General features: G+C 72.8%; 16 protein-coding genes and 3 pseudogenes. 13 read left to right on the top strand and 6 right to left on the bottom strand.

Annotated elements, in window-relative coordinates; genetic code table 11:
- Positions 1-68: 68 nt before the first annotated feature.
- The 4 genes from ACP4J0_RS13225 to ACP4J0_RS13210 all read right to left on the bottom strand — a co-directional run bounded on the left by ACP4J0_RS13225 (position 69) and on the right by ACP4J0_RS13210 (position 4099).
- On the bottom strand, positions 69-1157 hold the full coding sequence (locus tag ACP4J0_RS13225) for an acyl-CoA dehydrogenase family protein (protein WP_426598846.1): 1089 nt from the start codon (positions 1155-1157) through the stop codon (positions 69-71).
- Positions 1154-2335 (bottom strand): acyl-CoA dehydrogenase family protein, encoded by a 1182-nt coding sequence (locus ACP4J0_RS13220; RefSeq protein ID WP_426598845.1) that lies wholly within the window; start codon positions 2333-2335, stop codon positions 1154-1156. The genes ACP4J0_RS13225 and ACP4J0_RS13220 overlap by 4 nt, the downstream gene beginning before the upstream one ends.
- The gene (locus ACP4J0_RS13215) at positions 2332-3312 is read right to left on the bottom strand and encodes an NADPH:quinone oxidoreductase family protein (RefSeq protein WP_426598844.1); all 981 of its coding nucleotides are present in this window, start codon (positions 3310-3312) and stop codon (positions 2332-2334) included. Before ACP4J0_RS13215 ends, ACP4J0_RS13220 begins: the two co-directional genes overlap by 4 nt.
- 211 nt (positions 3313-3523) lie before the next feature.
- Positions 3524-4099, bottom strand: a complete 576-nt coding sequence (locus tag ACP4J0_RS13210) for a helix-turn-helix domain-containing protein (RefSeq protein WP_426598843.1) — start codon at positions 4097-4099, stop codon at positions 3524-3526.
- 62 nt (positions 4100-4161) lie between these two features.
- On the opposite strand from ACP4J0_RS13210, the gene ACP4J0_RS13205 reads away from it, so the two are divergent.
- The 7 genes and pseudogenes from ACP4J0_RS13205 to ACP4J0_RS13175 form a co-directional block, all read left to right on the top strand.
- Complete coding sequence (locus ACP4J0_RS13205; protein WP_426598842.1) at positions 4162-5142, top strand: NAD(P)/FAD-dependent oxidoreductase; 981 nt, start codon at positions 4162-4164, stop codon at positions 5140-5142.
- A gap of 276 nt (positions 5143-5418) precedes the next feature.
- Positions 5419-6957, top strand: a complete 1539-nt coding sequence (locus ACP4J0_RS13200) for an ATP-dependent DNA ligase (protein WP_426598841.1) — start codon at positions 5419-5421, stop codon at positions 6955-6957.
- Positions 6954-7424 (top strand): NUDIX domain-containing protein, encoded by a 471-nt coding sequence (locus ACP4J0_RS13195; protein ID WP_426598840.1) that lies wholly within the window; start codon positions 6954-6956, stop codon positions 7422-7424. Before ACP4J0_RS13200 ends, ACP4J0_RS13195 begins: the two co-directional genes overlap by 4 nt.
- A 106-nt stretch (positions 7425-7530) precedes the next feature.
- Positions 7531-8916: an NADP-dependent succinic semialdehyde dehydrogenase gene (locus ACP4J0_RS13190; protein WP_426598839.1), complete on the top strand. Its 1386-nt coding sequence runs from the start codon at positions 7531-7533 to the stop codon at positions 8914-8916.
- Positions 8917-8941: 25 nt separating this feature from the next.
- On the top strand, positions 8942-9178 hold the full coding sequence (locus ACP4J0_RS13185) for a DUF6213 family protein (RefSeq protein ID WP_426524689.1): 237 nt from the start codon (positions 8942-8944) through the stop codon (positions 9176-9178).
- Between the two features lie 334 nt (positions 9179-9512).
- A pseudogene (locus tag ACP4J0_RS13180) lies at positions 9513-9916 on the top strand (cytochrome P450); the annotation flags it as partial.
- Positions 9913-10210: pseudogene (locus ACP4J0_RS13175) on the top strand (hypothetical protein); the annotation flags it as partial. The pseudogenes ACP4J0_RS13180 and ACP4J0_RS13175, both read left to right, overlap by 4 nt.
- Before the next feature lie 2 nt (positions 10211-10212).
- On the opposite strand, the gene ACP4J0_RS13170 reads toward ACP4J0_RS13175, so the two are convergent.
- Positions 10213-11439 (bottom strand): acyl-CoA dehydrogenase family protein, encoded by a 1227-nt coding sequence (locus ACP4J0_RS13170; RefSeq protein WP_426598838.1) that lies wholly within the window; start codon positions 11437-11439, stop codon positions 10213-10215.
- Between the two features lie 169 nt (positions 11440-11608).
- Between ACP4J0_RS13170 and ACP4J0_RS13165 the strand changes: the two genes are divergently transcribed.
- Positions 11609-12256 (top strand): TetR family transcriptional regulator, encoded by a 648-nt coding sequence (locus ACP4J0_RS13165; protein WP_426598837.1) that lies wholly within the window; start codon positions 11609-11611, stop codon positions 12254-12256.
- 84 nt (positions 12257-12340) lie between these two features.
- Here the strand turns inward: ACP4J0_RS13165 and def are convergent, their stop codons facing one another.
- Complete coding sequence (gene def / locus ACP4J0_RS13160; RefSeq protein WP_426598836.1) at positions 12341-12880, bottom strand: peptide deformylase; 540 nt, start codon at positions 12878-12880, stop codon at positions 12341-12343.
- Between the two features lie 169 nt (positions 12881-13049).
- On the opposite strand from def, the gene ACP4J0_RS13155 reads away from it, so the two are divergent.
- The 5 genes and pseudogenes from ACP4J0_RS13155 to ACP4J0_RS13135 form a co-directional block, all read left to right on the top strand.
- Complete coding sequence (locus ACP4J0_RS13155) at positions 13050-14288, top strand: MurT ligase domain-containing protein (RefSeq protein ID WP_426598835.1); 1239 nt, start codon at positions 13050-13052, stop codon at positions 14286-14288.
- Positions 14289-14311: 23 nt separating this feature from the next.
- On the top strand, positions 14312-15040 hold the full coding sequence (locus ACP4J0_RS13150; RefSeq protein WP_398134617.1) for a type 1 glutamine amidotransferase: 729 nt from the start codon (positions 14312-14314) through the stop codon (positions 15038-15040).
- Positions 15041-15262: 222 nt separating this feature from the next.
- Complete coding sequence (locus ACP4J0_RS13145; protein WP_426598834.1) at positions 15263-16288, top strand: 6-phosphofructokinase; 1026 nt, start codon at positions 15263-15265, stop codon at positions 16286-16288.
- A 105-nt stretch (positions 16289-16393) separates the two neighbouring features.
- Positions 16394-17344, top strand: a complete 951-nt coding sequence (locus tag ACP4J0_RS13140; RefSeq protein WP_426598833.1) for a cytochrome c oxidase assembly protein — start codon at positions 16394-16396, stop codon at positions 17342-17344.
- A 140-nt stretch (positions 17345-17484) separates the two neighbouring features.
- A pseudogene (locus ACP4J0_RS13135) lies at positions 17485-18376 on the top strand (serine/threonine protein phosphatase); the annotation flags it as partial.

The following is an 18376-nucleotide window of genomic DNA, read 5'->3' as shown; positions in this document are numbered from 1 at the left end:
GCCCGCCCCTGGTGGGACGGGCATCACCCGGAATGGGACGGCATCACCTGGAAAGGGACGGACGGGCGTCAGGGTGCTCGCAGGTCGACCAGTTCGGCCAGCGCTTCCCGGTGGGTGCCCGCCGCGCCGTAGGCGATCGAGTCGGCCTTGGCCCGCTTCAGGTACAGGTGGACCGGGTGTTCCCACGTCATGCCGATGCCGCCGTGCAGTTGCAGCGCCTCCTCGGCGGCGTGGACGGCGACCCGGCCCGCGTACGCCTGCGCCACGGCGACGGCCACGTCGGTGTCCGCGCCGGTCGCCAGCGCGTCGGCCGCGTTGCGGGCGGCGGCGCGCAGGCCGGCGACCTCCAGCCACAGCCCGGCGAGCCGGTGTTTGAGCGCCTGGAACCCGCCGACCTGGCGGTTGAACTGCTTGCGTTCCTTGAGGTAGCGGACCGTCTCGGTCAGCAGCCAGTCGGCCAGGCCCAGTTGCTCGGAGGCGAGCATCCCGGCTCCGGCCCGCAGGGCGCGCCGTACGGCGGGTCCGGCGTCGCCGAGCCGGTGTCCGGACACGCCGTCGAGGGCCACGCGGGCCACGGGCCGGGTCAGATCCAGGGACACCTGTGGGGTGACGGTCACGTCGGCGGCGCGGACCGCGTACAGCCCCCCGTCGTCCGCGGGCACCAGCAGCACGTCGGCGACGGCCGCGTCGGCGATGCCGGCCAACCCTCCGCGCAGCCGGCCCCCTTCGAGCCGTACGTGCGGGACGGCACCGCCCGGTGCGACGTGCAGGCCGACGGCGAGTACGGCGGTGGTCGTCGCGGACGCCACTTCGGTGAGCAGGTCCTCGGCTCCGCAGGCCAGGAGCGCCTCGGTGGCGACGACGGCACTCGTCAGGTACGGCACCGGTGCGACGGCGCGCCCGAGCTCCTCCAGTACGACGGCGGCTTCCCGGTGGGTGGCGCCCTGACCGCCCAGTTCCTCGGGGATCAGCAGGCCCGCGAGGCCCATCGAGTCGGAGAGCGTCTTCCACAGCGACACGTCGTGCGGGGCGGCCGACTCGGTGCGGGCGATGACGTCCGCCGGGTCGCAGTGGTCGGTGAGCAGGTCCCGGACGGCGGCGCGCAGCGCCTCTTCCTCCTCCGAGTAGAGCAGACCGGGTTCCGACTGTGCGCTCATCGGGCGAGGTCCTTCCATGCGACGTCCTTGTCGGTGCGCGGCTCGGCGGGCAGGCCCAGGACGCGCTCGGCGACGATGTTCAGCAGGACCTCGCTGGTCCCGCCCTCGATGCTGTTGCCCTTGGAGCGCAGGTAGCGGTATCCGGCGTCACGGCCGGTGAAGTCCACGTGCTCGGGGCGGCGCATGGTCCAGTCGTCGTAGAGCAGGCCCTCCTCGCCGAGGAGTTCGACCTCCAGGCCGCTGATCTCCTGGTTGAGGCGGGCGAAGTTCAGCTTCATGCCGGCGCCCTCGGGACCCGGCTGGCCGGCCACCAGCTGCTGGCGCAGGCGTACGCCGGTGAGGCGGGCGACCTCGGCCTCGACCCACAGGCCGAGCAGCCGCTGGTGCAGGTCGTGGGTGCGCAGTTCGGGGCGTTCCCGCCAGGTCGCGGCGATCTTGCCGATCATGCCGCCCTCGCGGGGGATCGGGGTGCCGCCGATGGCGACGCGTTCGTTGTTCAGCGTGGTCTGCGCGACGCGCCAGCCGTCGCCGGTCTCGCCGAGGCGGCGGGAGTCGGGGATGCGGACGTCGGTGAGGAACACCTCGTTGAACTCGGCCTCGCCGGTGACCTGGCGCAGCGGCCGGACCTCGACACCGGGGTCGGTCATGTCGCACACGAAGTAGGTGATGCCCCGGTGCTTGGGCACGTCCGGGTCGGTGCGGGCGATGAGGATGGCCCAGCGGGCGAGGTGCGCGCTGGACGTCCACACCTTCTGCCCGTTGACGACCCAGTCCTCGCCCTCCCGGACCGCCCGCGTACCGAGGGCGGCCAGGTCGGAGCCGGCGCCCGGTTCGCTGAACAGCTGGCACCAGACCTCCTCGCCGGTCCACAAGGGGCGCAGGAGGCTCTGCTTCTGCTCCTCGGTGCCGTACTGGAGGATGGTCGGGGCGGCCATGCCGAGGCCGATGCCGATGCGCCGGGGGTCGTTGTCGGGGGCGCCCGCGGCCGCCAGTTCGGCGTCCACGACGGCCTGGAGGGAGCGCGGGGCGGCGAGTCCGCCGAGGCCCTCGGGGTAGTGCACCCAGGCCAGTCCGGCGTCGAAGCGGGCCCGGAGGAAGTCCAGGCGTTCGGTGGCGGCCGGTGGATGCGCGGCCAGCAGTTCCTTGGTACGGCGGCGCAGTTCCGCTGCGTCGGTCATGCGGCGGCTCCCTTCTCCAGCTTCTCCGGTACGACGGCCACCCGGCCGGTCGTCCTGCCGTCGGCGACGCGCTGCACGGCGTCGGCGGCCCCGTCGAGCGGCACCCGCTCGCTCACCAGCGGCTTGATCGCGCCCCGTGCGGCCAGCTCGGTGAGCTGTTCGTGGCAGTGCTGGACCAGCTTGGGATTCCTGGTGTTGTACAGGCCCCAGTGCAGGCCGAGGATCGCGTAGTTCTTGATCAGGGCGTGGTTCAGCGCGGGGCTGGGGATCGTGCCGCTCGCGAAGCCGAGGACGACGATCCGGCCCTCGAAGGCGACGGTCTTGGCGGACTGGGCGTAGGCCTGACCGCCGACCGGGTCGTAGATCACGTCGGCGCCCCGGCCGCCGGTGGCGTCCTTCACGGCGGCGACGACGTCCTCGCCGTGCCGGTCGACGACCACGTCGCAGCCCAGCTCGCGGGCGACGGCCGCCTTCCCGGGTCCGCCGACGACACCGATGACGGTGGCACCGGCGGCCTTGCCGAGCTGCACGGCCGCGCTGCCGACTCCTCCTGCGGCGGCGTGGACGAGCAGCGTCTCGCCGGCCTCCAGCCGGGCCCGGCGGTGCAGGCCGAACCATCCCGTCTGGTAGCCGATGTGCAGGGCGGCGGCCTCGGCGTCGTCCAGGGCGTCCGGCGCGGGCAGCAGGGCGCGGGCGTCCGCGACGGCGTACTGGGCGAAGCCGCCGTGCGGCAGCGCGGGGGTGGCGATGACGCGGCGCCCGTCCTCGGTCTCACCGCAGATCTCCACGCCCGGTGTGAAGGGCAGCGGTGGCCTGACCTGGTACTGGCCCCGGCACAGCAGTGCGTCCGGGAAGTTGATGCTCGCCGCGCGGACCCTCAGCAGCACCTGACCGTCGCCGGGCGTCGGCGGCGCCACGTCCACGAGGCGCATCACCTCGCCCGGCTCGCCGTTCTCGTGCACCTGCCATGCCTGCATGCGGGGCCTCCACCGACTGCGTCGTCCGACCGGGTCTCCCGCATACTAAGCGGTCGCTTGCCGATCAGGGAACAGGTCGCGGTCGGCAACAGGCGGCGGGCGGTGACAGGCGGCGCGCGGTGACAGGTCGAGGGATCAACAGGTCGAGGGGTCAACAGGTCGAGGGGTCAACAGGTAGCGGGCGGTCGTCGAGTCACGACCGGGCGTTCCGTCACGACCGTCCGGCGGGCCGCGCCCGTACGTGCATCCGCTCCCCCTGCGGGCCGAACAGGCTGAGGAACTCGACCGGCCCCTCACCCGTCGACCCGAACCAGTGCGGCACCCGGGTGTCGAACTCGGCCGCCTCCCCCGCCGACAGCACCACGTCGTGGTCACCGAGCACCAGCCGCAGCCGGCCGGAGAGGACGTACAGCCACTCGTACCCCTCGTGGGTCCGCGGATCCGGCTCGTCCTTGCCCTGGGGCACCAGCACCTTGAACGCCTGGAGCCCGCCCGGCTGGCGGGTGAGGGGCCAGTGGGTGCGGCCGTGGCGCACGATGGGCTTGGCTCGCACCCGGGGGTCGCCGACCGGCGGGGCGCCGACCAGTTCGTCCAGCGGCACCTGGTGGGCCTGGGCGATCGGGAGCAGCAGTTCGAGGCTCGGTCTGCGCAGGCCCGACTCCAGCCGCGACAGGGTGCTCACCGAGATGCCGGTCGTCTCGGAGAGCGCCGCCAGGGTCACCTCCCGCTCCTTGCGCAGCTGGCGGAGCCTCGGTCCGACACCGGCGAGAACGTCGTCTGCAGTCATGCCCTTATTGCAGAACCGGCAAATGTATTTGTCAATCCCGTACCGCTCGGGCGACCTTCTACGTGGAGGTGGTCACCGTGACCCAGAACAAGGACCTGACCCAGAACAAGGACCTGACCGAGAACTACGACGTGGTAGTCGTCGGCGGCGGTGCGGCCGGACTCTCCGCCGCGCTCGTCCTGGGCCGCTCGCGGCTGCGCACGCTGGTAGTCGACGCCGGCGAGCCGCGCAACGCGCCCTCGGACCACATGCAGGGCTACCTGACCCGGGACGGCATGCCGCCCGCGGAGTTCCTGGCGCTCGGCCGGGAAGAGGTCGCGCGGTACGGCGTGGAACTCGTCCGCGACCGGGCGGTGGACGTGTCCCGGGGCGAGGACATCGCCGTGGAGCTGGCCGGCGGGCGCACCGTGCACGCTCGTCGGCTGATCGTCACCACCGGCCTCAAGGACGAGCTGCCGGCGGTGCCCGGCGTCGCGGAGCGGTTCGGCCGGGACGTGCTGCACTGCCCGTTCTGCCACGGCTGGGAAGTACGCGACGAGCGCTTCGGTGTTCTCGCCGCCGGCCCGCTCAGCGTGCACCAGGCGCTGATGGTGTCCGGCTGGTCCGACGACGTGACCCTCTTCCTGCACACGGTCGCCGAGGAGGAGCTGTCCGACGACGACCTGCGCCGGCTCGCCGCGGCCGGAGTCAAGGTGGTGCCCGGCGAGGTCGCCGGCCTGCGGGTCGAGGACGACCGGCTCACCGGGGTCCGGCTCGCGGACGGCACGGAGCACGACCGCTCGGTGGTGTTCGTCGCCCCCAAGGCCGTGCCGCAGACCGGCCTGATGGAGCGGCTCGGCGCCGAACTGCAGGAGACCCCCTTCGGCGCCTACCCCGTGGTGGACCCGACGGGCCGGACCACCGCGCCCGGCGTGTGGACCGCCGGCAACGCGATGGGATTCGCCGAGCAGGTCGTCCACGCGGCGAGCGGCGGCTACCGCGCGGCGTCGGCGATCGTCGGCGACCTGATCATGTCGGACCTGGACGCGGCCATCGCGGGCTAGGCAGCGCGGGCGGACCGCACCGCGGGGACACTGCGGTGCCGGATCGGCGCGCGGCGCCGGACGGGTACGCTCCCACGCCCGTGCGGCAGGGCAGTACGCGCCCGGCACGCGACCCCGCGCTTTCGGCGGGACGTGACCGCCCGGCACGCGTCCCCACCCTTCCGGCAGGGTGCGTAACCGCCCGGCACCGCGCAGCCACCGCACCGTCCGCCGCGAGGACCGGCGTGGCGTGCCGCCCGCGGGTGTGGTCCGGCCTCTCCGGTGCACTCTGACTGCATGCTGCTCGCCCGGTTGGCCCAGGTGTCCCGGGAGGTCGCCGCCACGTCGGCGCGGTCCCGGAAGACCGCCCTGCTCGCGGAGCTGTTCCGGGAGGCGGAGGCGGCGGACGTGCCGGTCGTCATCCCGTATCTGGCGGGCCGGCTCCCCCAGGGGCGGATCGGCGTCGGCTGGAAGGTGCTGAGCCGCCCGGTGGCGCCGGCCGCCATGCCGAGTCTGACCGTGCGCGAGGTGGACGCCCGGCTCTCGCGGCTCGGCGCGGTCTCCGGCGCCGGTTCGCAGGCCGAGCGGACGCGGCTGGTCGGCGAGCTGATGGGCGCGGCCACCGAGGACGAGCAGCGCTTCCTGGTCGGGCTGCTCACCGGTGAGGTCCGGCAGGGCGCCCTCGACGCGGCCGCCGTGGAGGGCCTGGCCGCGGCGACCGGCGCGCCCCCGGCCGACGTACGGCGGGCGGTGATGCTCGCGGGCTCGCTGCGGACGGTGGCGGAGGCCCTGCTGGCCGACGGGCCCGGCGCCCTGGAGCGGTTCCGGCTCACCGTCGGCCGCCCCGTCCTGCCGATGCTGGCGCACAGCGCCTCCTCGGTCGCCGAGGCGGTCGGCAAGCTGGGCGCCTCGGCCGTCGAGGAGAAACTGGACGGCATCCGCGTCCAGGTGCACCGGGACGGCGACACCGTACGGCTGTACACCCGCACCCTGGACGACATCACCGACCGGCTCCCCGAGGTCACCGCGGCGGCACTCGAACTGCCCGGCGAGCGGTTCGTCCTGGACGGCGAGGTGATCTCCTTCGACGCGAACGGACGCCCCCGCTCTTTCCAGGAGACCGCCGGGCGGGTCGGCTCCCGCACGGACGTGGCCACGGCCGCGCGGGCGGTGCCCGTCTCCGTCGTGTTCTTCGACGCGCTGTCCGTCGACGGCCACGACCTGCTCGACCTGCCGCTGACCGGGCGGCACGCGGAGCTGGCCCGGCTGGTCCCCGAACCGGCGCGGGTGCGGCGCACCCTGGTGCGCGGGCCCGAGGAGACCCGGGCCGCCGAGGAGTTCCTCGCCGAGACGCTGAGGCGCGGACACGAGGGCGTCGTGGTCAAAGGACTCGACGCCGCCTACAGCGCGGGCCGGCGCGGCGCGTCCTGGCTGAAGGTCAAGCCCGTCCACACCCTCGACCTGGTCGTCCTGGCCGCCGAGTGGGGCCACGGCCGCCGCACCGGCAAGCTCTCCAACCTCCACCTGGGCGCCCGCGCCCCCGACGGCTCCTTCGTCATGCTCGGCAAGACGTTCAAGGGCATGACCGACGCGCTGCTGGCCTGGCAGACCGAGCGCCTGGGGCAGCTGGCCGTCGAGGAACACGACTGGGGAGTGACCGTACGCCCCGAGCTCGTCGTCGAGATCGCCTACGACGGCCTCCAGCGGTCCACCCGCTACCCGGCCGGCGTCACCCTCCGCTTCGCCCGCGTGGTCCGCTACCGCGAGGACAAACGCCCCGAGGAGACGGACACGGTGGACGCCCTGCTCGCCGCGCACCCCGAGGCGGCCCCGTGAGGCGCAGCGCCGGCCTGCTGCTGTACCGGCGCGACCGGCGCGACCCCGGCCACGGTCTCCAGGTGCTCCTCGGCCACATGGGCGGTCCCTACTACGCCCTTCGGGACGCCGGAGCGTGGACCGTCCCGAAGGGCGAGTACGACCCCGCCGAACCGGCCTGGGAGGCGGCCCGGCGCGAGTTCGAGGAGGAGCTGGGGCTGCCGCCGCCCGAGGGCGAGGCCGTACCGCTCGGGGAGGTACGGCAGGCGGGCGGCAAGGTCGTCACGGTGTGGGCCGTCGAGGCCGGCCTCGATCCGGCGGCGGTCGTCCCCGGCACGTTCCGCATGGAGTGGCCGCCGAGGTCGGGCCGGTTCGAGGAGTTCCCCGAGCTGGACCGGGTGGCGTGGTTCCCGGTGGACCGGGCGCGCGAGGTGATCGTGAAGGCGCAGGCCGCGTTTCTCGACCGGCTGGCTGAGCACTCGCACTGACGAGAAGCGACCAGTGGCGGGCGTACGGCACGGGACCCGTCCGCGTTGCGGCGACCCGCGCCGCGCGCCAAGGTCGAAGCACGAGTCCGCACCAGGGAGGTCGGCCATGCCCATCGCGACGGTGAACCCGGCGAACGGCGAGACGCTCAGGACGTACGAGGCCATGGGCGAGGAGGAGATCGAGCGCCGGCTCCAGCTCGCGGAGGCCACTTTCCGCACGTACCGGACGACGCCGTTCGACGAGCGCGCCCGGCTCATGCGCCGGGCCGCCGACCTCCTGGAGGCGGACCAGGACGAGATCGGCAAGGTCATCACCACGGAGATGGGCAAGCCGGTCAAGCAGGCCCGCGCGGAGGCCGCCAAGTGCGCCAAGGCGATGCGCTGGTACGCCGACCACGCGGCGGAGCTGCTCGCCGACGAGGAGCCCGCCGAGTCGGACGTGAAGGACTCCGGAGCCTCCCGGGCCCTGGTCCGCTACCGGCCGCTCGGTCCGGTGCTCGCGGTGATGCCGTGGAACTTCCCGCTCTGGCAGGTCGTCCGGTTCGCCGCCCCCGCGCTGATGGCGGGCAACGTCGGGCTGCTCAAGCACGCCTCGAACGTGCCGCAGACCGCCCTCTACCTGGAAAACCTCTTCCACCGGGCGGGCTTCCCCGAGGGCTGCTTCCAGACCCTGCTGATCGGGTCGGCGGCCGTGGACGACATCCTGCGCGACGAGCGCGTGCGGGCCGCCACCCTCACCGGCAGCGAGCCCGCCGGCCGCGCGGTCGCCTCCACCGCCGGAGAGATGATCAAGAAGACGGTGCTGGAGCTGGGCGGCAGCGACCCGTTCGTCGTGATGCCGTCCGCCGACGTGGACCGCGCCGCCCAGGTGGCGGTGAACGCGCGTACGCAGAACGCCGGGCAGTCCTGCATCGCCGCCAAACGGTTCATCGTGCACACCGACGTGTACGACGCCTTCGCCGAACGCTTCACCGAGGGCATGAAGGCGCTGACGGTCGGCGACCCGATGGACGAGGGAACCGAGGTCGGCCCGCTCTCCAGCGAGCAGGGCGTGAACGACCTCGTCGAACTGGTCGACGACGCGGTACGCGGCGGCGCGAGCGTGCTGTGCGGAGGCGAACGCCCGGGCGGGCCCGGCTGGTACTACCCGCCGACCGTGCTGGCCGGCGTCACCCGCGGGATGCGCATCCACCGCGAGGAGGCCTTCGGCCCGGTCGCCACGCTGTACCGCGCGGCCGACCTGGACGAGGCGGTCCTGATCGCCAACGACACCGACTTCGGGCTCAGTTCCAACGTCTGGACGCGCGACGACGCCGACGTGGACCGCTTCGTACGGGACCTGGAGGCCGGCGGCGTGTACGTCAACGGGATGACGGCGTCCCATCCGGCGTTCCCGTTCGGCGGGGTCAAGCGGTCGGGCTACGGGCGTGAGCTGTCCGGGCACGGAATCCGGGAGTTCTGCAACATCACCACCGTATGGCACGGAGCGTGAGCCTTACGCGACTACGATCCCCTTTGTGAACCGCGAAGTGACCCTGCCTCTGATCGTCGACGACCGCGGCACCCTTCAGGTCGCCGCGTCCGACGTGAGCAAGCTGCTGCGCACGGTGGGCGGGCGCTGGCTGCGGCTGGTGGAGGCCGGCGAGGTGACTCTGGACGAGGACACGGTCGCCGCGCTCACCATCGAGCTCGCCAAACTCGCCGACCGGATCGACGTGGCCTGCATCGCCCACAGCAGCGGCCAGTCCTCCTGACGCCGTTCGTGCCCGCCGCCCGCACCGGCCGGTCCCCGGGACGGAGTATCCCGGCGGGAGATCGCCGCCCCCGTGAGTGATCGTGGATGGACACCCCCGAAAGGAGCACCGCTTTCCGGCCGGGGCGAGAGCCTTCCACGAGGCGGAAGCAGGCACGGTTCATGGCGACTTCGCGCAGCCCCTCCGTGTCCGTTCCGGAGCACGTGACCGCGACGGAGGAGACGCTGGAGCCGGCGCGCGAGCGCCACGCCGGCCATCCTCAACTGCCGCTGGTCCTCCGGCTGATGGAGAACACCGGCGCGTTCGACAGCACCACGCGGCAGGGCCCCGTCGCCCGGCGATCCGTCCTTGGGCCATCGACGAACTACTGCGCTGGATTCCCCATCGCAACGCGGTCGGGCTGTCCCGGATCGCGCTGAAGGACGTGGACGTCAGGGGCGTACGGATCCGGGCGAGCGACGCGGTCTACGTGTCGTACCTGGCCGCGAACCGCGACCCGGAGGTCTTCCCCGACCCGGACACGATCGGCTTCGCCCGCAGCCCCAACCCGCACGTGTCCTTCGGCTTCGGCCCGCACTACTGCCCCGGCGGCACGCTCGCCCGGCTGGAGTCCGAACTGCTCGTCGGCACGGTTCTGGACCGGGTACCCGGCCTGAAGCCCGCGGTGCCGCCCGAGGACGTGCCCTTCAGGAAGGGGCGCTGATCCGCGGGCCCGAGGCCCTGCCGGTGACCTGGTGAGCGGTCTGGCAGCGGTGTCGGAGGGGCTGCTGGTGCCGCCGGGCAGGGCAGGGTCGTGCGGGCGCCCGCCCAGCACGTGACTTACAAGGTGACCGGTTCGCACTCGCGCACGGCCTCCGCCTACCCGGCGGGCGCGCCGGCCAGGATGTTCTTCCAGGCGAGCCCGCCCCCGGACCACGAGCGCTACTTCGAGGAACCGCTGGAGACCCTGGGCGACCGGGGCCGCCGGACCACGAGGCCGTCGAGGCGTTGCGGGCCGCGTACGGCATCGGGCAACCGACGCCGCTGAGGCACGGTCAGCGGATGGGCATGCCCGCCAGCGTCCGCGCGATCACGAGCCGCTGGATCTCACTCGTGCCCTCGAAGATCGTGTAGATCGCGGAGTCGCGGTGCATCCGCTCCACCGGGTACTCCCGGGTGTAGCCGTTGCCGCCCAGGATCTGGACCGCCTGGGCGGTCACCTTCTTCGCCGTCTCACTCGCGAACAGCTTGGACATCGACCCCTCGGCCGCCGTGAACGGCTTGCCGTTGACCGCCATCCACGAGGCCCGCCACACCAGCAGCCGCGCCGCGTCGATGGAGGTGCGCATGTCGGCGAGCTGGAAGGCGACGCCCTGGTTGTCGATGATCGGGCGGCCGAACTGCTCGCGGGTCCGCGCGTACTCGAGGGCGACCTCGTAGGCGGCCCGGGCGGTGCCGACCGCCATGGCGCCGACCGCCGGCCGTGAGGCCTCGAAGGTGGCCATCGCCGCGTTCTTCACCCGCTCGCCCCCCTTCTTGGCCTTCTCCCGGGCGCGGGCCAGGCGGGCGTCGAGCTTCTCCTTGCCGCCGAGCAGGCAGGAGCCGGGGACACGCACGCTGTCGAGGATCACCTCGGCGGTGTGCGAGGCGCGGATGCCGTGCTTCTTGAACTTCTGGCCCTGGGACAGCCCCGGCGTGTCCGGCGGGACGATGAAGGAGGCGTGGCCCTTGGAGCCCAGTTCCGCGTCGACGACCGCGACGACGACGTGGACGTTGGCGATGCCGCCGTTGGTCGCCCAGGTCTTGGTGCCGTTGAGTACCCACTCGTCCTTGGCCTCGTCGTACACGGCACGCGTGCGCATGGAGGCCACGTCGGAGCCGGCGTCGGGCTCGGAGGAGCAGAACGCCGCGACCTTGACGTCGCCGGCGTCGCCGTACATCTGGGGGATCCAGGTGCCGATCTGCTCGTCGGTGCCGTTGGCGAGGACACCGACGGCGGCCAGACCGGTGCCGACGATGGACAGGGCGATACCGGCGTCACCCCAGAACAGCTCCTCCATCGCCATGGGGATGCCGAGGCCGGTGGGGTCGAAGTACTGCTGGGCGTAGAAGTCGAGGGAGTAGATGCCGACCTTGGCGGCCTCCTGGATGACCGGCCAGGGAGTTTCCTCACGCTCGTCCCATTCGGCGGCGGCGGGACGGATGACGTCGGCGGCGAAGCCGTGCAGCCAGTCCCGGACCTCCTTCTGTTCGTCGTTGAGCTCCATGGTGAACTCGGCCATGTCCCCTCCAGTGACGCACGTACATGTTACTTGCGGTAACGCGAGTCTTTTACCGGCGGGTAGGAAAAGTCAACTCCCCAGGCCCCGCCGCCCTCCCGTTCGATGCGCGGTGCCCGCCGGGTGTTAGTTTGCGCAGGCGTCACCGAAACAGCACGGGTGGGGAGAGCACATGGACACCACGCAGCGGACCGATCAACAACAGTCCGCCGACCGCCGCCGGCGCGAGCTGCTGGAGGCCGCCGACCGGGTGGTGCTGCGCGACGGCCCACAGGCCTCGATGAACGCCATCGCCGCCGAGGCCGGCATCACCAAGCCGATCCTCTACCGCCACTTCGGCGACAAGAGCGGACTCTACGCCGCCCTGGCGAAGCGGCACACGGACGCTCTCCTCTCCTCGCTGCGGGCCGCCCTGGACGCTCCGGCGGAACGGCGGGAACGGGTCGAGGCCACCTTGGACACCTACCTGGCGGCCATCGAGGCACGCCCGCAGGTGTACCGCTTCCTGATGCATCCGGCGGAGGGCAGCACCCCGCCGGGCGACCAGGGCTTCGACGTCGGCAAACACTCGGCACCCCTGCTGCGCCGCATGGGCGAGGAGCTGGCCCAGGTCATCGAGGAGCGCCTCGACGTCGGACCCGGCACCCAGCAGCTGGCCCGGGTCTGGGGGCACGGCATCGTCGGCATGATGCACGCCGCCGGGGACTGGTGGCTGGGCGAACGCCCGTGCCCCCGGGCGGAGTTGGTGCGCACCCTCGCCGACCTCCTGTGGGGCCGCCTCGCCGCGGCCGGCGACAAGGCGGGCGGCCCGGGCTTCTGACGGCCCCGGGCCGCGTCCGTGGACCGGACGTGCCCGTGCGGCGCGGCCACCCGCCGGTGCGGCCCCGTACCCCGGCCGACGCCCTCAGCGGCGCCAGGAAGCCCTCGCCACCTGCCGCATCAGCTTCCGGTGACGCCGGCCGGCCAGGCGGTCGGCGTACACCCGGCCCTCCAGGTGGTCGCACTCGTGCTGGAGGCACCGGGCGAAGAATCCGGACCCGTGCACGGTGACCGGCTCCCCGGTCACCGTGAAGCCCGACACGACCGCGTGGTCGTGACGCTCGGTTCCGGCCTCCAGGCCCGGCAGCGACAGACAGCCCTCCGGCCCGCGCACCACCACCCCGTCGGTCTCGACGAGCCGCGGGTTCACCACGTGGCCGAGGTGACGTTCGTCCTCGTCGTCCGGGCAGTCGTAGACGAAGACGCGCACCGGCTCACCGATCTGGTTCGCGGCCAGACCCACGCCGTGCGCGGCGTACATGGTCGCGAACAAGTCCTCCACGAGGGCCGCGAGTTCCGGACCGAAGTCCGTCACCTCCTCGCAGGGTGCGTGCAGGACGGGGTCGCCGAGGAGGCTGAGGGGCCGGACGCGCCCGCGGGCGCCCGGGATGGAACCTTGTCGCATGGCGGCAAGAGTAGGGTCCCTGTGTCCCCCGGCGGCTCGCGCCCACCGCCGGAACGCCATGACCGGTGCCGCGATTCGGGAGTGCGAACGGATCTCGATAGGCTGAGGTCCACACCACGTGGCCGTCAGGCTTCAGGCGCGGCGCGTACGCAAGGAGGATCGAGAACTGATGGCAGGCAACTCGGACCCGCTCACGCCCCGGGCCAAGATCGCCGTGACCGCGGGCAAGGCGGTCGCGGCGGCATCTCGTGCCGCGGGGCGCGGCAGCGGTTCGGTGATCGGCGGCAAGGTCGCGCTGAGACTCGATCCCGACCTCCTCGCCCGGCTCGCCCAGCACCTGGACGTGACCCTCGTCTCGGCGACCAACGGCAAGACCACCACCACCCGGCTCATCGCGGAGGCCCTCAAGGCCGCCGGGCCGGTCGTGTCCAACGCGCTCGGCGCCAACATGCCGGCCGGCATCACCTCGGCGCTCGCCGGCGGCTCGGAGGCCCGGTTCGGCGTCATCGAGGTCGACGAGAAGTACCTCGCCGGCGTCGCCCGGGACACCGACCCGAAGTGCATCGCGCTGCTCAACCTCTCCCGCGACCAGCTGGACCGCGCCGCCGAGACCCGGATGCTCGCCGAGAACTGGCGCGAGGGGCTGGCCGGTTCGAAGGCCGTGATCGTCGCCAACGCCGACGACCCGCTGGTGGTGTGGGCCGCCTCCTCCTCCCCCAACGTGATCTGGGTCGCCGCCGGGCAGATGTGGAAGGACGACGCATGGTCCTGCCCGTCCTGCGGCGGCGTGATGCAGCGTCCGGGCGACGACTGGTTCTGCGGCGAGTGCGGCTTCCGCCGGCCCACGCCGAGCTGGGCGCTCTCCGGCGACCACGTCCTCGACCCGCACGGCTCCGCCTGGCCGATCCACCTCCAGCTGCCGGGCCGCGCCAACAAGGCCAACGCCGCCTCCTCGGCCGCCGTCGCCGCCGTGTTCGGGGTGCCGCCGCAGGTCGCCCTGGAGCGCATGTACCAGGTGCAGGCGGTCGCCGGACGCTACGACGTCGTCCAGTTCCAGGGCCGTGACCTGCGTCTGCTGCTCGCCAAGAACCCGGCGGGCTGGCTGGAGACCTTCTCCCTGATCGACCCGCCGCCGACCCCGGTGATCCTCGCGGTGAACGCGCGCGGCGCCGACGGCACCGACACCTCCTGGCTGTGGGACGTCGACTACACCAGGCTGACCGGCCATCCGATCTGCCTGGTCGGTGACCGGAAGCTGGACCTCGCGGTGCGCCTGGAGGTCGCGAACCAGCAGTTCCAGGTCTGCGAGGACATCGACCAGGCGGTGCAGCTGTGCCCGCCGGGACGCATCGAGGTCATCGCGAACTACACCGCCTTCCAGGACCTGCGCCGCCGCGTCGGCAACTGACCGCGAGACTTCAGGGGACTTTCGTGAGCGACAACCAACTGCGGATCGTCTGGATCTACCCGGATCTGCTCAGCACGTACGGCGACCAGGGCAACGCCCTCGTCGTGGAACGCCGGGCCCGCCAGCGCGGCCTCGACGTCGCCCGGCTCGACGTGCGCAGCGACCAGCCGATCCCGACCTCCGGCGACATCTACCTGATCGGCGGCGGCGAGGACCGCCCGCAGCGGCTCGCGGCCGAGCGGCTGCGCCGGGACGGCGGCCTGTACCGGGCGGTGGAGAACGGCGCGATCGTCTTCTCCGTCTGCGCCGGCTACCAGATCCTGGGCCAGGAGTTCATCAACGACCTGGGGCAGCGCGAGCCGGGCCTCGGCCTGCTCGACGTGGTCTCGACGCGCGGCGAGGGCGCCCGGTGCGTCGGCGACGTCCTCGGCGACATCGACCCGCGCCTGGGCCTGCCTCCGCTGACCGGCTTCGAGAACCACCAGGGCGTCACCCACATCGGCCCGGGCGCCCGCCCGTTCGCCCAGGTCCGCTTCGGCAACGGCAACGGCACGGGCGACGGCACGGAGGGCGCGTACAACGACACCGTCTTCGGCACGTACATGCACGGCCCGGTGCTGGCGCGCAACCCGCTGATCGCGGACCTGCTGCTGAAGCTGGCGCTCGACGTGAACGCGCTGCCGCCGACCGACGACCGCTGGTACGAGGCGCTCCGCAACGAGCGCATCGCCGCCGCGCAGCAGCCTGCGTAGACCCGGCTGCCCCGCAGCGGCCCGCACCCGCAGGCGGCGGCGCGGCCGCCTGCCCGGCGTCCGCGGAAGGGCCCGTCTGATGACTCATCCGCACAGGTGAGCGGGCACGTCCAGTAGGCGGACGCGCGGTTCGGTCCCGCCCCCCGATGCCGCTAGGGTGGCGGGAATCGAGCCGGACAGCGCGGTCCGGCCCCCGTGCCACTTGAGAAGGTATTCCGGGCTATGCGCATTGGTGTCCTCACGTCCGGCGGTGACTGCCCCGGCCTGAACGCCGTCATACGGTCCGTCGTGCACCGCGCCGTCGTCGACCACGGCGACGAGGTCATCGGCTTCCGGGACGGCTGGAAGGGCCTCCTGGAGTGCGACTACCTCAAGCTCGACCTCGACGCGGTCGGTGGCATCCTGGCCCGCGGCGGCACCATCCTCGGCTCCTCCCGGGTCCGTCCCGAGCACCTGCGGGACGGGGTGGAGCGCGCCCGGGGCCACGTCGAGGAACTTGCCCTGGACGCGATCATCCCGATCGGCGGCGAGGGCACGCTGAAGGCGGCACGGCTCCTCTCCGACAACGGCCTGCCGATCGTGGGCGTGCCGAAGACCATCGACAACGACATCGCCGTCACGGACGTCACGTTCGGTTTCGACACGGCCGTCACTGTCGCCACCGAGGCCCTGGACCGGCTGAAGACCACCGCCGAGTCCCACCAGCGGGTGCTGATCGTGGAGGTCATGGGCCGTCACACCGGCTGGATCGCGCTGCACTCGGGCATGGCGGCCGGCGCCCACGCCGTCGTCGTCCCGGAGCGGCCCTTCGACATCGACGAGCTGACCGCCAAGGTCGGCGAGCGTTTCTCGGCGGGCAAGCGGTTCGCGATCGTGGTGGCCGCGGAGGGCGCCAAGCCGAAGCCCGGCACCATGGACTTCGACGAGGGCGGCAAGGACGTCTACGGCCACGAGCGCTTCGCCGGTATCGCCCGTCAGCTCTCCATCGAGCTGGAGGAGCGCCTCGGCAAGGAGGCCCGGCCGGTGATACTCGGGCACGTCCAGCGCGGCGGCACGCCGACCGCGTACGACCGGGTGCTGGCGACGCGGTTCGGCTGGCACGCGGTGGAGGCCGTGCACCGCGGGGAGTTCGGGATGATGACGGCCCTGCGCGGAACCGACATCGCCATGGTGTCGCTGGCCGAGGCCGTGAAGACGCTGAAAACGGTGCCGGTGGAGCGCTACGACGAGGCGGAGTGCGTTCTCTGAGGCGTACCCGACGACAAACCGCCCCCGGTCGCAGCCGCGACCGGGGGCGGTTCTACTCTGGTGCGGACAGACAGCGCTCAACCCCCACGAAACAGGAGCCGGCGGATGGATCACAGCGGGCACGGCATGACGATGGATCTGCCGCCGTTCACGCTGGGGCGAGGTCTCGCCTGGTCGGCGGACCCCTTCTTCCTGATCGCCTGCCTCCTGGGACTGGCGCTCTACGGCTGGGGCGTACTCCGTCTGGTGCGGCGCGGCGACAAGTGGCCGGTGGGCCGGACCGTGTCCTTCGTCGTCGGTGTGCTGAGCGTGGCGCTGATGATGTGCACCAAGCTGAACGACTACGGCATGGTCATGTTCAGCGTGCACATGGTCCAGCACATGATCATCAGCATGGTGTCGCCGATCCTGCTGCTGCTCGGCGCCCCGATCACCCTGGCGCTGCGGGCGCTGCCCCCGGCGGCCCGCGGCCGCAAGGGGCCCCGCGAGCTGCTGCTGATGCTGCTGCACAGCCGCTACATGCGGATCATCACGCATCCCGCGTTCACCATCCCGCTGTTCATCGCGAGCCTGTACGCGCTGTACTTCACCCCCCTCTTCGACTTCCTCATGGGTTCCCAGGTCGGGCACATCGCGATGATGGTGCACTTCCTCGCCGTCGGCGTGGTGTTCTTCTGGCCGATCATGGGCGTGGACCCGGGCCCGCACCGGCCGGGCTATCTGATGCGGATGCTGGAGCTCTTCGCGGGCATGCCGTTCCACGCGTTCTTCGGCATCGCGCTGATGATGGCGTCGTCACCCATGGTCGGCACGTTCGAGAACCCGCCCGCGTCGCTCGGCATCGACGCGCTCTCCGACCAGAACGCGGCGGGCGGCATCGCCTGGGCCTTCAGCGAGGTCCCGTCCGTGCTGGTGCTGCTCGCGCTGCTGTTCCAGTGGTATGCCTCGGAGGAGCGGCAGGCCCGGCGCGGCGACCGGGCCGCCGAACGCGACGGCGACAAGGAACTTGAGGCATACAACGCCTATCTGGCCTCACTGAACACACGCGGCGGCTGAACGGCGGCTCCGTTCAGTAGCATGTGGCGCGTCGGGGGGAACCGCCCGGGGGGAGCGGTATGGCACGTCACGCATTCTCAGGATCAGAGGGCCCAGGATCAGAGGGCCCGGGATCAGAGGGCCCGGGACCGCGGCCGGAAGTGGGCCGGGTCGTCGTCGGCCGCTATCTGCTGCTGCGCCCGCTCGGTGACGGCGGGCGGGGCCGGGTATGGCTCGCCCACGACCAGCTGCTGAGCCGCGAGGTCGCGCTGGAGGCCGCCCGCACCGGTACCCGGAACCTGCCGCGGCCGCCCGGCCATCCGCACGTCGTGACCGTTCACGAGGTGGTGGAGCACGAGGGCGTGCCGTGGGTCGTCATGGAGTACGTGGCGGGCGCCGTCGGCCTGGGGGAGCTGGTGGCCCGGCGCGGCCCGCTGGCCCCGGCCGACTGTGCCCGGATCGGACTCGCGGTGCTCACCGTGCTCGGTGCGCCGGACGCCGGGCGCGAGCGGAACGGGCCGCACCGGGAGGTGGAGCCGGCCGACATCCTGCTGGCTCCGGACCGCGGTGGCGCGCCGTACGGCAGGATCCTGCTCCTGGACCACGTCGTCGCCCGGCCCGTGGACGGGGACGGTCTCCTCGCACTGGGCCGCACACTCCACTACGCCGTCGAGGGGCACGAGCCCTCCGAGCGGGAGGTACCCGGTCCGCCGGTGCGGGCCGGTGCGCTCGGGCCGCTGCTGGAGCGGCTCCTCGCCGGGGACCGGGCACGTCGCGTCACGGTGGCCGAGGCGGAGGCGGAACTGGCGTGGATCGTCACACCGCAGACCGAGACGTACGCCCGGCCGCGGACCGACCCGGGATCGCAGCCGCCCTGGTCCGCGGCGCACCCGGCCGTGCCGGGCCCCGCCGCCTCCGCCGGCCGAGGGGCCCGCCCGCGGGCGGGGCGCCCCCGCCCCGGCGTTGGGGGTGGGGGGGGGGTCGGGCCCGGGGGGGGCACGGGTCGAGGGGGACAGGTCGGCAGGACGGATCGGGCCGGTCGGCCCGGTCGGA

It is taken from the genome of Streptomyces sp. WG7 (assembly GCF_049975785.1).
Lineage (GTDB): Bacteria > Actinomycetota > Actinomycetes > Streptomycetales > Streptomycetaceae > Streptomyces.
This window is presented reverse-complemented; position numbering and strand designations above follow the sequence as displayed.

Bases quoted from the DNA above. Each gene is read 5' to 3' on its own strand.
- ACP4J0_RS13170 (WP_426598838.1), bottom strand. From the start codon at position 11,439: ATGGCCGAGTTCACCATGGAGCTCAACGACGAACAGAAGGAGGTCCGG.
- ACP4J0_RS13145 (WP_426598834.1), top strand. From the start codon at position 15,263: ATGCGCATTGGTGTCCTCACGTCCGGCGGTGACTGCCCCGGCCTGAAC.
- def (WP_426598836.1), bottom strand. From the start codon at position 12,880: ATGCGACAAGGTTCCATCCCGGGCGCCCGCGGGCGCGTCCGGCCCCTC.
- ACP4J0_RS13200 (WP_426598841.1), top strand. From the start codon at position 5,419: ATGCTGCTCGCCCGGTTGGCCCAGGTGTCCCGGGAGGTCGCCGCCACG.
- ACP4J0_RS13140 (WP_426598833.1), top strand. From the start codon at position 16,394: ATGGATCACAGCGGGCACGGCATGACGATGGATCTGCCGCCGTTCACG.
- ACP4J0_RS13190 (WP_426598839.1), top strand. From the start codon at position 7,531: ATGCCCATCGCGACGGTGAACCCGGCGAACGGCGAGACGCTCAGGACG.
- ACP4J0_RS13165 (WP_426598837.1), top strand. From the start codon at position 11,609: ATGGACACCACGCAGCGGACCGATCAACAACAGTCCGCCGACCGCCGC.
- ACP4J0_RS13215 (WP_426598844.1), bottom strand. From the start codon at position 3,312: ATGCAGGCATGGCAGGTGCACGAGAACGGCGAGCCGGGCGAGGTGATG.
- ACP4J0_RS13155 (WP_426598835.1), top strand. From the start codon at position 13,050: ATGGCAGGCAACTCGGACCCGCTCACGCCCCGGGCCAAGATCGCCGTG.
- ACP4J0_RS13225 (WP_426598846.1), bottom strand. From the start codon at position 1,157: ATGAGCGCACAGTCGGAACCCGGTCTGCTCTACTCGGAGGAGGAAGAG.
- ACP4J0_RS13210 (WP_426598843.1), bottom strand. From the start codon at position 4,099: ATGACTGCAGACGACGTTCTCGCCGGTGTCGGACCGAGGCTCCGCCAG.
- ACP4J0_RS13220 (WP_426598845.1), bottom strand. From the start codon at position 2,335: ATGACCGACGCAGCGGAACTGCGCCGCCGTACCAAGGAACTGCTGGCC.